This is a genomic window from Microcoleus sp. D3_18a_C4, from assembly GCF_036702415.1.
In the GTDB taxonomy this organism is placed as follows: domain Bacteria; phylum Cyanobacteriota; class Cyanobacteriia; order Cyanobacteriales; family Microcoleaceae; genus Microcoleus.
Genome location: NZ_JAUBTI010000133.1, coordinates 2,571 through 16,183, shown reverse-complemented (window position 1 = coordinate 16,183; position 13,613 = coordinate 2,571). Strand labels below are relative to the sequence as shown.

Annotated in this window: 10 protein-coding genes, 1 pseudogene and 1 riboswitch; of the genes and pseudogenes, 5 read left to right on the top strand and 6 right to left on the bottom strand. The window is 47.4% G+C overall.

Features of this window, described 5'->3' with window-relative positions; translation table 11 throughout:
• Positions 1–250: 250 nt before the first annotated feature.
• Positions 251–1,318: an FAD-dependent oxidoreductase gene (locus QUB16_RS30395; protein ID WP_333321893.1), complete on the bottom strand. Its 1,068-nt coding sequence runs from the start codon at positions 1,316–1,318 to the stop codon at positions 251–253.
• Between the two features lie 193 nt (positions 1,319–1,511).
• Positions 1,512–2,264, bottom strand: coding sequence for a class I SAM-dependent methyltransferase (locus QUB16_RS30390; RefSeq protein ID WP_333321891.1), 753 nt, complete (start codon positions 2,262–2,264; stop codon positions 1,512–1,514).
• Between the two features lie 476 nt (positions 2,265–2,740).
• On the opposite strand from QUB16_RS30390, the gene QUB16_RS30385 reads away from it, so the two are divergent.
• Together QUB16_RS30385 and QUB16_RS30380 are read left to right on the top strand one after the other, a co-directional pair.
• Positions 2,741–3,586 carry a YaaW family protein gene (locus QUB16_RS30385; protein WP_333321889.1) on the top strand — a complete coding sequence of 282 codons (846 nt, stop codon included), beginning with the start codon at positions 2,741–2,743 and terminating at the stop codon, positions 3,584–3,586.
• A gap of 43 nt (positions 3,587–3,629) precedes the next feature.
• Complete coding sequence (locus QUB16_RS30380) at positions 3,630–5,186, top strand: O-antigen ligase family protein (RefSeq protein WP_333321888.1); 1,557 nt, start codon at positions 3,630–3,632, stop codon at positions 5,184–5,186.
• A 146-nt stretch (positions 5,187–5,332) separates the two neighbouring features.
• Here the strand turns inward: QUB16_RS30380 and glmS are convergent, their stop codons facing one another.
• From glmS to QUB16_RS30365, 3 genes are all read right to left on the bottom strand, one after another.
• Positions 5,333–7,255, bottom strand: coding sequence for a glutamine--fructose-6-phosphate transaminase (isomerizing) (glmS, locus tag QUB16_RS30375; RefSeq protein WP_333321886.1), 1,923 nt, complete (start codon positions 7,253–7,255; stop codon positions 5,333–5,335).
• A gap of 159 nt (positions 7,256–7,414) precedes the next feature.
• Positions 7,415–7,660 (bottom strand): photosystem I iron-sulfur center protein PsaC, encoded by a 246-nt coding sequence (gene psaC, locus QUB16_RS30370; protein ID WP_015175986.1) that lies wholly within the window; start codon positions 7,658–7,660, stop codon positions 7,415–7,417.
• A gap of 269 nt (positions 7,661–7,929) precedes the next feature.
• Positions 7,930–8,835: a CoB--CoM heterodisulfide reductase iron-sulfur subunit B family protein gene (locus tag QUB16_RS30365; protein WP_333321885.1), complete on the bottom strand. Its 906-nt coding sequence runs from the start codon at positions 8,833–8,835 to the stop codon at positions 7,930–7,932.
• 383 nt (positions 8,836–9,218) lie between these two features.
• Between QUB16_RS30365 and acpP the strand changes: the two genes are divergently transcribed.
• The gene (gene acpP, locus QUB16_RS30360; RefSeq protein WP_333104466.1) at positions 9,219–9,473 is read left to right on the top strand and encodes an acyl carrier protein; all 255 of its coding nucleotides are present in this window, start codon (positions 9,219–9,221) and stop codon (positions 9,471–9,473) included.
• A 96-nt stretch (positions 9,474–9,569) separates the two neighbouring features.
• Positions 9,570–10,823: a beta-ketoacyl-ACP synthase II gene (gene fabF, locus QUB16_RS30355; protein ID WP_333321883.1), complete on the top strand. Its 1,254-nt coding sequence runs from the start codon at positions 9,570–9,572 to the stop codon at positions 10,821–10,823.
• Positions 10,824–11,267: 444 nt separating this feature from the next.
• Here fabF and psbA read toward each other — a convergent pair whose 3' ends face one another.
• A complete protein-coding gene (gene psbA, locus QUB16_RS30350; RefSeq protein WP_333148960.1) occupies positions 11,268–12,350 on the bottom strand; it encodes a photosystem II q(b) protein in 1,083 nt (360 codons plus the stop codon).
• Positions 12,351–12,580: 230 nt separating this feature from the next.
• A riboswitch (adenosylcobalamin-variant (AdoCbl-variant) riboswitch) is annotated at positions 12,581–12,660 on the top strand.
• An 8-nt stretch (positions 12,661–12,668) separates the two neighbouring features.
• Here psbA and QUB16_RS30345 point away from each other — a divergent pair.
• Positions 12,669–13,613: pseudogene (locus QUB16_RS30345) on the top strand (hypothetical protein); the annotation flags it as partial.

Sequence of the window (13,613 nt, the reverse complement as noted above, 5' to 3'; positions counted from 1 at the left end):
GTCCAAAAAGGACGGGCGGGACGCCCATCCCACAATAACAATTAAAATTGTAAGTTATTTAATTCGCGATCCTTAGTTGCCGAACTTCCCTCTTCCTTTTTCCTTCTTCCTTCTTCCTTCTTCCTGACATCCGTTATTCATGCCGGACGGTATGATCGCGTTCGAGGGCAAGGTAATCTTCGGGGCTAAACCCAGACGGGATGGCAATCATAGCGTTAGAGGCAAAATCGATACCTTAATTGGAGCCATATTACCAATTTAGGCTGGAATCTAACGGCAAATTTTGCAACTGAGAATTCACCCAATTAGCCGCCGCCAAACCCGATCGCAAAGCACCCTCTATTTGACCTTCCCCGCACAAATCCCCCGCACAAACCAGCGGCAAATTCCCCCCAGCAGGCAAACAAGAAACAGGCAAAGGATTTCGACAAAAAGCATAGCGCCAGCGGTGAACCTGCAACCATTCCGGCTCCTTCAGCCAAGAAATTAAATATTCAGAAGTGCGATCGAGCAATTCTTGACCAACAGTTTCCAAATCAGCAGCTTCTAAATAGCGTTCTGCAAAATTTGCGCTACTGTGAACCACAAACACTGGCTGCAGCGGATCGAGCCGTTTGCTGCTGTCCAAACCAACCCAAGCTAAATCAGCATTATCGGGAAAAGAAACAGATTTCCACTGCGGATTTAGATTGTTCAAATCTTGCTGTTTTCCCGCAGAATAGCCAGCCATAACGGTAATGCAAGGGTCGTACTCCACAGAACGCAATTTGTCAATAAAATCAGATTTCAAACCGATTTCCGCATCCAAAAACATTAAAGCTTGAGGTGCAGGAATTGCCACAACCACAGCCTTAGCAATCAATTCTTGAGGTATCTCTAAATTGCTGTCAGTGACTTCTAGGGAAAGATGCCACATTTGGTTATCTGTAGTAGAAATAGCTTGTACGCGGCGGCCAAACCAAATCTCTAAATCCTGGGCCAAATACTTACCGATAGAATTCATACCCGCAGGTGCGACATAACAAGAACTAGGAATAGCAGAAAGTTTTCCCTGTCTGAATTCCCAGACAGTATCAGTCCAGAGTTTGAGGATGTGCCGATCGACCAAAACCTCAATTAACCCCTGCACCGCATCCCCCTGCGGTTCCAGATACCGCACCCCGTGATCTGCCCTAGTACCCTGTACGCGGCGGGTAGCAACACGTCCCCCCGCGCCGCGAGATTTCTCAACAACCGCCACAGAATAACCAGCTTGACGCAACCGTTGAGCGCAACTCAGCCCCGCCATACCCGCACCAATCACCGCAACATCGAACATAATTGGACTTTCAGATACATTACTTACCGGACTTTTTCTAGGAAATAAGCCTTGGGAGCATCTCAGTTTTGTAAAAAGCATTTTTTTTATTGTAGTGCGAGCGTCCCCGCTCGCGTATTGTACAATACGCGAGCGGGGACGCTCGCACTGTAAATGCAAAACTGAGATGCTCCCTAAGCCTTAAGCTAATTTCTTAACTTGCAGTTAATTTGCGATAGCAACGAGCGGTGATCAAATGAGGGTGAAAAACCTCGATAAAATTAGACTGAAGTTTAGTAAAAAATGTGTTCATTTCTTGCTCGTCTTCTAAATGAAAAGGAAATTCTTGATTAAAACCTTTAAAGAAATACCAGTTAAGGATCATCTTCCCTGACGGAGCCAGCATTTTGTGAAAATCCATCAATTGCTGACTTGGCTTTAGTAAATGTTCCATTACATCAAAACAAATAATCGAATCGAAAACTTCCGTCGGCGATACTTCCAGACAACAGGAAATTTTGTCACTCAATCCTAACTTAGCAGCTCGGCTTTGAACAAAATTGCAATTTATGGGGTTAAGATCGCAATAGACTACTTGTTCTACTTGAGGACAAAGAGCTGCTGCAATAGCATGAGTGCCAATACCGCCGCCAAAATCTAAAACTCGACCGGCAGCCATATCTGATATTAATGTTAAAGTGCCTCCTATGTAATCCTGATTGGACATATGCCAAGCTCCGAGGTCAAATAGGTAAGCTTGTCCGACTCGATCGCGATAAAACTCGCTAGCTTTTTCCCAATCAAAATCCCGATGTCCTATTTCTTTTAGGGATTGTTGACCGAGGGCTAGCTCTTGTTCAATTGTTTCTAAATCTAAGTTTAAAAAATCCTGTAGATGCTGCTTGAGATTGAAAGTATCTTGCCAATATCCCTGCAAAAAAGACGGTGCGACAGAAGAAGACATCATTTACTTTGTTCTAAAAAAACCAAACTCATTATAGGATTAACTGACCTTTTTGAACAGAAGTACACTAAATTATTTTTCCTTTGTTTATAGCGAATAAAATAGTGGGGCTTCAGGGCGACGGTTTGACTCCTCAAGCTGCGGGGTTGCAGGCGTACCGAGGGGTTCCGGGTTGGCTGTCGGGCATCTAAATTGTATTTTTAGGCTCGGCGGGACACCAAACTTGACTGTAAAATTTAGATGCGCGTGGGCAGATCAATGTAGCTGCTGAGGTTATGGCTTCTAGCACTCGGATATTCTGTGCAAAGCCTGTCGATCGTCCTGCGCCAGGTAGTAGAATAAGGGACAGCACGAATCCATGATTAAGACCCGATAAAAAATGCCACTGTAGGTAAATCCTAAATCCCACTGGTTGTCAACCAGCAGGAATCTAAAATCTAAAATCTAAAATCTAAAATCGAATAGGGGAGGGCAAAATTTTGGACGAACTCAGAGCAGCACTCGAATTGACAACAGAAGAAGAATTGCAGCAACTAACAGAACTTCTGTTCAGCCGCAAGTTTAACCCTTTAGATTACGTGCAAACCCCCGCACCGATAGATGTACAAAGTCGCGATCGCGAAGCATGGCTTGACGCCGTAGAACAGCGGTTTCGCTATCTTGCAGCCGACGGGTTGACGGTACTAAGAGGGCGAACCCAACAAGTAACTTACAGACAAGCACTCATTCAAGTTTGTCGCTATCTCAAAATCCCTTATCCCAGACAGTTGTCAACCACCGACTTAGAGGCAGAAGTATTTCTGCACTTAATGGGCCGCGCGTGGAAGCGTTTGCCCGCAGACGAACAGCAAGCGCTGACAGTGCGCGTACAGCGAGCGATCGTTGATTCTAAACTCTCAGAACCCCTGCCAATTTCTGCTGAAAAAGACCCGCTGGGTTTACTGTTCAAAGGCGGCAGCGCTTTAGCTGTTAGTTCCATCTTAAAACCAATGTTGCTTAAATTGATGGCCAATCAATTTGCGCTGCATTTTGCCACATATCAAATGGCAAAACAAGGAGTGGTTGCAGGCACTGCAACTGCCGCAACCCAGTTTCAAAATTATGTCGCAATTCAGACAGCGCGGCGCGGTATGGCGGTGAGTGCGGCTCGTTACGGTGCAACGCGGAGCGTATTTTCGTTGATAGGCCCGGTGATGTGGACTTGGTTTTTAGCGGATTTGGGTTGGCGATCGATTTCCACGAACTACGGCCGCATTATCCCGACCATTTTTGCCCTAGCTCAAATACGCCTGACGCGATCGGAATGCGTTTGGGAACTAGCTTAACGATGGTAAATTGTAGACTTTAGATGTGAGATTGGGAGTGTGGGTGAATATCAAAAATCGGTTGAAATTAGCTGCCAAACTGACAGCCGAAAATCTCAAGTCTCGCCTCCAAAAACATCCAGATCCCCGCCTGCAAATCCCTTGGAATTTCGCCCAAGTGGGGATGCTGATTTTTCCCTTAATTCCAATTTTAGGAGCTTTAGGTTTATTCCTGGGATTGGCCGGCACTTGCAAGCAAAAGTTCCGTCAAATTAGTCGCCGCCCGTTGAATCGAGGCTTCGCAATTCTGAGCGGGTTGCTAGTCATCACAGCGGTTTTTGCCCACAACCGCATCGAGGCTTTTATAGGGTTGTACAATTTCTTGCCGTTCTTTATATTGTTTGCCGCTTTCAGCAGTTTAATTCAAACTCTGCCTCAATTGCGGCAATTGTCTTGGATGATTGTAATTAGTTCAATTCCAGTGATAATTTTAGGTCTGGGACAGCAATTTTTAGGTTGGAGCGGCATCGATCAATTGCAGCCTGTTTTTGGCTGGGTACTCGAACCCAAAGGCAATCCCCCCGGCCGCATGGCTTCTGTATTTATGTACGCAAATATTTTAGCTGGCTATCTGACAATTGCTTTTATTTTAGCAATGGGACTGTGGATGGCAGAAGGCAGAAGGCAGAAGACAGAAGGCAGAAGGCAGAAGGCAGAGGGAAGAAGGCAGAAGGAAATAATTAATGAACTGCAAATTACCAATTCCCAGTTACCGATTCCCAATTACCGCTTTCCAATTACCGCTTTCCAATTACCGCTTCCCAATTACCGCTTCCTATTTTTAAGTTTTGCAGCGATCGGAAATGGTGTTGCTTTGATTTTTACTAATTCTCGCAATGCGTGGGGACTGGCAGTTTTGGCAGTTTTGGCTTTTGCATTTTATGTGGGTTATAAAAAATTATTAGCTGCGGTTTTGAGTGTGGCTAGCACAGTTTTTTTGTCTGCCTTTGGCCCGGAACCACTGCGGCAATCTTTACGAAGAATTGTTCCGGCTTTCTTTTGGGCTAGACTCACCGACGAAATGTTCCCAAATCGGCCGACAGCTACTTTGAGAACTACTCAGTGGGAATTTGCTTGGTCGATGACTCAGCAGCGTCCTTGGACTGGTTGGGGATTGCGAAATTTTACGCCTCTCTATCAAGCTCAGATGCAAGAATGGCTGGGCCATCCTCACAGTTTGATACTGATGTTGACGGCGGAAACGGGAATACCCGCAACGCTTTTGTTGTTGGGTTTAGTTGGTTGGGTTTTGGCTAGGGGTGTTTTGCTGCTGGCGAATTGGCCGCTTTTCCCTGGGGATATTAAACACGAGCAAATAGCAACACAGGAGGTAGCGGAAAATGCTTTATTTCTCCCTCAAAAATTGATAATAAATAGCACAAATCAGGTGGTTTGTCAAGATGTAAGAGCGGCCGATCGCCTAATTTTTTTCAGTTATTTATTAGCCTTCGCCGCCTGTACGCTATTTAACACTGTAGATGTGACGCTGTTTGATTTTCGACTCAATACTACAAGCTGGTTGCTATTAGCCGCAATTTGCGGAGTCAGCCAGAGGGAATAGGGAATAGGGAATAGGGCATCGGGCATCGGGCATCGGGCATCGGGCATCGGGCATCGGGCATCGGGCATCGGTTATTGGTTATTAGAAGGAACAACCAACAACCAACAACCAACTACTGACTAATGACTACTGACTAATGACTTCCTTTATTCTACCGTCACCGATTTCGCCAAATTGCGCGGCTGATCCACATCCAAACCCCGACGCGCCGCAATGTGATAAGCCAATAATTGCAGCGGAATCACTGTCACAATCGGTGACAACAATTCATCCACCAAAGGCACGGGCAAAACGTGGTCAAAAATGTCGGCTTCCGCCACACCTTGCTTGGGCGTAACCCCAATTAAACGGGCGTCGCGGGCCTTCGCTTCCTGAGCGTTGGAAAGCACCTTTTCGTAGACGCTTCCGGGCATGGCGATCGCCACTACAGGCACTTTCGCATCCAAAAGGGCGATCGGGCCGTGTTTCATTTCTCCCGCCGGATATCCTTCGGCGTGAATGTAGCTAATTTCCTTCAGTTTCAGCGCCCCTTCCAAAGCAATCGGAAAATTAATTCCCCGCCCCAAAAAGATAAAATCTTGGGTGTCTGTAAACTGGTGGGACAATTCCTCCACATACTGTTCTTGAATCTCCAAAAACTTCTCAATTTCTGCCGGCAACTGGCGCAAACCAGTAATAATTTCTGCCAATCTCTCGCTGCTGATTGTTTGCCGCTGGTGCGCCAAATCCAAAGCTAAGAAATAGAATGCCATCAACTGAGTGACAAAAGTTTTAGTCGCAGCAACGCCGATTTCTATACCAGCGTGGGTATTGATTACCTGCGGCATCATGTGGGCGATCGAACTTTCGGTTCTGTTAGTAATGCCTAACATTCTCGCCCGGAATTTATCAGTAAAACCCGCGCGGCGCTGCTGTTCCATCCCCAAAGCAGCCAGCGTATCCGCCGTTTCTCCCGACTGAGTTACCCCAATAGTTAAAGTATTTGCTGTCAGCGGTGCCGGTGCGTAGCGGTACTCAGAAGCGTACTGCACCGCAGTGGGAATATTAGCTAATTGTTCCAACAAATATTTGCCGATTAGCGATGCGTGCCAGCTCGTTCCGCAGGCGAGAATTGAAATTTGTTCGACATCGACGCAAAGTTCTTTGGGCAAGTTGAGATTGATGGGAGAGCGCGGATTTCCCGGCTGCCAATCGCTGTCTAAATAAGCCTCCAAACAAGCTCGGACTACGGCTGGCTGTTCGTAAATCTCCTTGTGCATGAAGTGTTTGAAGCCTTGTTTTTCGACTAAAACCGGACTCCAACCAAGGATGCGCGGGCTTTTTTTCAGCCTTTCCCCTGCAAAGCTGTAAACTTCCACTCCCATCGAAGTTAGCCTTGCCAATTCGCCATTTTCCAAGGACAAAACAGTGCGGGTGTGAGATACTAAGGCCGGCGTGTCGGAAGCGCAGAAAAATTCGCCAGCACCAAAGCCAATCACCAAAGGAGCTTGCTGTCGGGCGACAATTATTTCCTCTGGAAAATCTGCACAGATAACGGCGATCGCAAAAGCTCCTTCTAATTTATTTACCGCCTTTAAAACAGTTTCCAAAAACGATAAATCAGCTATTTTCTCGGTTTTTTTATCTTTTTCTTCTTCCTTCTCCCTTCTTGCTTCTTTCAAAAATTCAGCTATTAAATGAGGAATAACTTCTGTATCGGTATCCGAGACAAATTTATGTCCCTTTGCTTTCAATTCTTCCCGCAACTCGCGATAATTTTCGACAATTCCATTTTGAACTACCGCAATTCGCCCGCTATTATCTAGGTGAGGGTGAGCGTTATATTCCTCTGGTTTGCCGTGAGTTGCCCAGCGGGTGTGTCCGATGCCGATGGGAGCCAGAGAGTCTATCTCTGCTAACTTTTCCCGGAGGTTGTGCAATTTGCCCTTTGCTCGGATGCAGGTAATTTCTCCTTCGGAGATGGTAGCGAGGCCCGCTGAATCGTAGCCCCGGTATTCTAGTTTCTCCAATCCTGCTAGCAAAATCTCGCTTGCTGCTTGCGTGCCGATATAGCCAACGATTCCGCACATTTAACGTACTACTCCTGCTTAGCGATCGCAATAAAACTCAAGTTTTATCATTTTTACCTTCTTCGGGCCCCGAATGCAGATTCCGCGACAAAAAAAGAGGGGGCAATTTAATCGCCCCCTCTTTTGTGCCCGTAATTCGATCGGCGTGTCGATCGATATTTAGTAGGCTAGACCCATACTGCGAGTGGTTTCTGCTCCCAGGTAAACCCGGATGCTGAGAAAATCGGTGGGGCAAGCAGTTTCGCAACGCTTGCAGCCTACACAGTCTTCGGTGCGGGGAGAAGAGGCAATCTGAGCTGCTTTGCAGCCATCCCAGGGCACCATCTCCAAAACGTCAGTCGGACAAGCGCGGACGCATTGAGTGCAGCCGATGCAAGTATCGTAAATTTTGACTGAATGAGACATTGAATAAAGGCTCCCAACGAGTCACTAAAAATTTGCTGCCTCTGCGAATTAACAGATTTGACGGCGAGGTGCCACCGCTATAGCCTGCACAGAGAATTAAAGGTTAGTCTACCGCAGTGCCTGGAAGCACTTCGCGAAAAAGCGACAAAACTTCACAGTTATTCACGCTGGGAGTCTTATCAAAGTAGGTTGCTACTGAGCACGTCAGTCCTTAGAGCGCAGTTATCAAGGACGGACATCTTTACTACAAATCTGTGCAAATCGATCGACTAAAAGCCTAATTTTTCTAACACGGGCTTTGTGGAAACAATATGTCGATCGAGCCCTAGTTTTTTTGGCTCCACACCCAAAGCCAAAGCCACCAACTGCGACAAATGCAGCACCGGCAAACCCAATTTGCGCCCGATTACTTTTTCCACCTCCGGCTGCCGCGAATCCAAATTTAAATGACAAAGCGGACAAGGCGTTACCATACAATCAGCGCCATTGTCAAGAGCATCTTGAATATGTTTGCCGGCCATCTGAAAAGATTGGTTAGTGGCATAACTCGCCAACGGCCAGCCACAGCACTGCGTCCGCCCTCGATAGTAAACCGGAGTTGCCCCGATCGCCCGAAACACATTTTCCATCGATTCCGGTTGGTGCGGGTCATCGTAAAGCAGCTTATCCTGAGCTCGCAGCAGGTAGCACCCGTAAAAAGACGCGCACTTCAAACCCGAAAGCTTGCGGGTGACTCGCTTCTGCACCTCGTCGAGCCCGTAATCTGCAACGATCGCCCACAACAGATGTTTCACCTCGGTACTGCCTTTGTAAGGCGAACAGCCTTGTTTTTCCAGTAAACCGTTGACTTTTTCTATGTAGTTGGGATCGGTTTTCTGAGATTCCTTGAGGCGATCGTCCACATGACCGATTACCCCTTGACAAGTGCTGCAATGCGTCAGCAAAGGCAGATTCAGTTCCTCAGCCAAAGCAATATTGCGAGCGTTGACAGTATCTTCGAGTAACTGCGAATCTTCCTTGAAAGTGCCAGAACCGCAGCAGGAAGCTTTCTTTAGTTCCACCAGTTCAATCCCCAACGCTTGAGTCAGTGCTTGGGTAGACAGGTAAAGTTCGCGGGCGGCCCCTTGAGCAACACAACCGGGAAAGTAAGCATATCTGAGAGTTTGGGATGGCATAGTCGTTTCTGCTGGGGACACAAGGTTCGGGAAAAGAAACTTGAGCGATCGAAGTCGGGAGGCTTCCTGCTTAGTTTTCCCTCTTTATAATTAACCTATCACCGCCTAGCTAAGAGCCAATTGTCAGCTTTTCTCAAGCATTTTGAGTTGATGAGTGACGCACCATCGACCAAAAATCCGGTTCCTCAACGTTATCAGGTTGCTAAACGAGATGATTGATTGTGGGCTATGGGGTTTTTTTTCCTTAGTCGTAGGGTTGCTGCGATCGTCCGTGCCCCAATTGTCGCTGGCCCGTGTCACTTAGAAAAGCGGCCAGCCTTTCTCTTGCCGATCCCCCTTTCGGATAAGATTAGATACGCAGCAACCAATGAGGACACGAGGTTATGAGTCAAGACGACATTTTTGCTAGAGTCAAGAAAATTGTGGCTGATCAATTGGAAGTCGATCCAAGCGAAGTCAAGCCCGAAGCCAACTTTGCTAACGATTTAGGAGCAGATTCCTTAGATACAGTAGAGCTGGTCATGGCCTTGGAAGAAGAGTTTGATATTGAAATTCCCGACGAAGCAGCCGAAGGAATTACTACGGTTCAAGCTTCTGTAGATTTCATCAGCAGCCAACTTGCAGCTCCAAAAGCATAAAATACCTGTCTTTTCCCCTAAGAGGAGAGAAGTTAAAAACTGGAAACTCCTCTTTTGTTCTGCGTTCTGGGTGTTTAATTTTTTGAAACTGAAATCATGACAAATTTAGAGCGTAAGCGCGTTGTTATCACGGGTCTCGGCGCGATTACACCGATCGGCAATACCTTGTCTGAATATTGGGACGGGTTGCTTGCCGGGAAGAATGGTATAGGCCCGATCACCTTATTCGACCCGTCGCGGCACGACTGCCGCTTTGCCGCAGAGGTGAAGGGTTACGACCCACACGACTATTTAGAGCGCAAGGAAGCAAAGCGGATGGATCGCTTTGCTCAATTTGGGGTGTCAGCGAGCAAGCAAGCTCTTGCTGATGCGAAGTTTGAGATTAACGACCTGAACGCAGAACAGGTGGGTGTCATTCTGGGCACTGGCATTGGCGGCCTGAAGGTTTTAGAAGACCAGCAAGAGATATATCTGACTCGCGGCCCCGATCGATGCAGCCCGTTTATGATTCCCATGATGATTGCGAATATGGCCGCGGGCCTGACGGCGATTCACACGGGCGCTAAAGGGCCGAACTCTTGCACGGTGACGGCCTGCGCTGCCGGGTCAAATGCCGTGGGCGATGCGTTTCGCTTAGTTCAGGCGGGTTACGCCCAAGCCATGATTTGCGGCGGTACAGAAGCTGCGGTGACACCTTTGTGCGTGGCGGGTTTTGCTGCGGCGAGAGCGCTTTCGACTCGCAATGATGACCCGACTCATGCTTCTCGTCCGTTCGATCGCGATCGTGATGGTTTTGTCGTCGGCGAAGGTGCTGGCATTCTGATTTTAGAAGAAATGGAACACGCTCTGGCGCGTGGCGCGAAGATTTACGCAGAAATCGTCGGCTACGGTTTAACTTGCGATGCGTATCACATGACTTCTCCGGTACCGGGGGGGAACGGTGCGTCGCGCGCGATGGCTTTAGCACTCAAGGATGCGGGTTTGACGCCGGATCAAGTGAGCTATATCAACGCTCACGGCACGAGCACGCTTCCCAACGATTCTACTGAAACAAAAGCGATTAAGCAGACTTTGGGAGACCACGCTTACAAAATAGCAATTAGTTCTACCAAGTCGATGACCGGCCATCTTTTGGGCGGTTCTGGTGGAATTGAGGCGGTGGCGACGGTAATGTCGATCGCCAATGACAAAATCGCGCCGACAATTAATTTGGAAAATCCCGATCCTGAGTGTGATTTGGACTATGTTCCTCATACAAGCCGCGATCTAAAAGTTGATGTGGCGCTGTCGAATTCTTTTGGATTTGGCGGCCACAACGTGACTCTGGCATTCAAGAAGTTTGTTCAGTAACGGCTAATCCAAAATCGAGAGTTAAAAGGTGAAAAATTAATTTTTCACCTTTTAATTTTTTAGATTAATTTTAGATGGGGCGATCGGCTATTAAGTAAATCAACTTAATTCAACCTAAAATGCGATCGCGCCTTAGATCCCCGCAGCACTTTAACTCCTGCGGAGTTCTGGCTATTCTTTTTTTTTGATTAGCCGTTGCTCATATCATGTCCGCGCGAGCGCTTGACTCCAAACGCTTACTTGTCATGAGTCAAGCGCAACGAAGTAAGCGCGTTGCCGAAAGGGCTAGATTCTTCAGTTCCTTCAGGACTCAGAATGACAAATACTCAAGCGGACTTGATATCACTTAGTTTCTTAACAGAAACAGGTCTATAAAAATATTTTTCCCCAAACAAAAAGCGCCCCTATTTCTAGGAGCGCTTTTTGTTAATCAAAAACTAAAACTTAGCCATTGATAGAAGGAGCAACCATTGCTACTGGAGTGACTTCACTAGCAGCCAAGTCAAGCGGGAAGTTGTGAGCATTGCGCTCGTGCATTACTTCCATACCCAAGTTAGCGCGGTTAATCACATCAGCCCAAGTATTGATGACACGACCTTGAGAGTCGATAATCGATTGGTTGAAGTTGAAACCGTTCAAGTTGAAAGCCATCGTGGAGATACCCAAAGCGGTAAACCAGATGCCGACTACTGGCCATGCACCTAACAAGAAGTGCAAAGAACGGCTGTTGTTGAAAGAAGCGTATTGGAAAATCAAACGACCGAAGTAGCCGTGGGCTGCAACGATGTTGTAGGTTTCTTCTTCTTGACCGAATTTGTAACCGTAGTTTTGCGATTCGGTTTCGGTTGTTTCACGAACCAAGGAAGAAGTAACGAGAGAACCGTGCATGGCGGAGAACAAAGAACCACCGAAGACACCAGCAACTCCCAACATGTGGAACGGGTGCATCAGGATGTTGTGCTCAGCTTGGAACACGATCATGAAGTTGAATGTACCGGAGATACCCAAAGGCATACCGTCAGAGAACGAACCTTGTCCGATCGGGTAGATCAAGAATACTGCGGTTGCTGCTGCAACTGGTGCAGAGTAAGCGACGCAGATCCAAGGACGCATACCTAAGCGGTAGGACAATTCCCATTCACGACCCATGTAGCAAAATACACCGATCAGGAAGTGGAAAATTACCAATTGGTAAGGGCCGCCGTTGTACAACCACTCATCGAGGGAAGCTGCTTCCCAGATTGGGTAGAAGTGTAAGCCGATCGCGTTAGATGAAGGAACAACAGCACCTGTGATGATGTTGTTACCGTACATCAAGGAACCTGCTACTGGTTCGCGGATGCCGTCGATGTCCACTGGAGGGGCAGCGATGAAGGCGATGATGTAGCAAATGGTGGCGCTGAGCAAGGTAGGAATCATCAAGACTCCGAACCAACCTACATATATGCGGTTGTCGGTGCTTGTGACCCACTCACAAAAGCGTTCCCAGACGTTGGCGCTTTCGCGCTGCTGTAAGGTTGTTGTCATGGTTTTATGATTGCTGTATTTGGTTGTCAATGTTCGGATGATGTTTCTATTATTAACGGTATTGTTAACGTTTGTAAAGGGGTTTAGCGACAGTTAAACTGATGAGGGTCATTAGGAAAGCTGATGTAAGGAGAGACAGGGGCGTAGCTTGCGGGGCCCGACGCGATCGCCAGAAGTTTTGTTAAGAAAGTTGAGGGTTTTGCTTTCTGTGGGTCAGCTCGTGATACCTTTCTAAAACCTGAAAGCGGGAAAGTCCGGTGCAATTCCGGCGCTGTGCCGCAACTGTAAAAGTCAGAATGCCGATTTCGGGGGCGCTTTGTGGGCGTTTACTTTTGGATTCCCTGCGTAGCACGGGGAGGAGATTATTTGTTAGCTTTGACTGATTTGCCGACTTGTCCGGGTTTATTTTACGGTTCCCAAGCCCGAGACGGAGTTTTATCGAGAATGCGGATTCCTGGGGGAATTTTAAACGCGCAGCAGTGTCGGACGATCGCCGATTTGTCAGATCAATACAGTACCGGCTGTTTGCAAGTGACAAATCGGGCAAATTTGCAAATCCGAGAAGTGAACTCGGAAATTGCCCCGGAAGTCTGGAACCGCTTGCAGGAATTGGGGATAGCGTCTCGCCGCGTTGAAGTTGACCCGATTCGCAATATTATGGCAAGCCCGACAGCAGGGATCGATCGCCAGCAGTTACTCGATACTCGCCCGCTAGTGAAAGCTTGGGATGATTACCTGCAAACACATTCCGAGTTGTCGGAACTTTCGCCTAAGTTCAGTATTGGCTTGGATGGTGGGGAATCGGTTTCGATCCAGGCTTTACGCAACGATATTTTATTAGCTGCTGAAGGGCTTTCAACCCAATCAGAAATCTTTTTTCGGCTGCATTTAAACGGCGATACAGGAATTTTAATCCCAGAATCGCAATGTATTTCAGTATTAGCCGCCCTGGCTAGCGCCTATCTTGAATACACCAAAAATCGACCTCGAATTGATGGCAAAAAACCGCGTTTGCGTCACCTGCTGGCAGATTGGGGCACTGAAAGTTATCTAGAAAAAGTACAGCAGAATTTACCATTTTTATGGCAATTCACATCTTGTACCTTTCCCAAAAACAGGCAAGATGCCTGTTCCACAAAGAGTGAATTTCCTTGTGGGGTGGGCATCTTGCCCGCCCGATCGATCGCCTTTCCCAAAAACAGGCAAGATGCCTGTTCCACAAAGAGTGAATTTCCTTGTGGGGTGGGCATCTTGCCCGCCCGA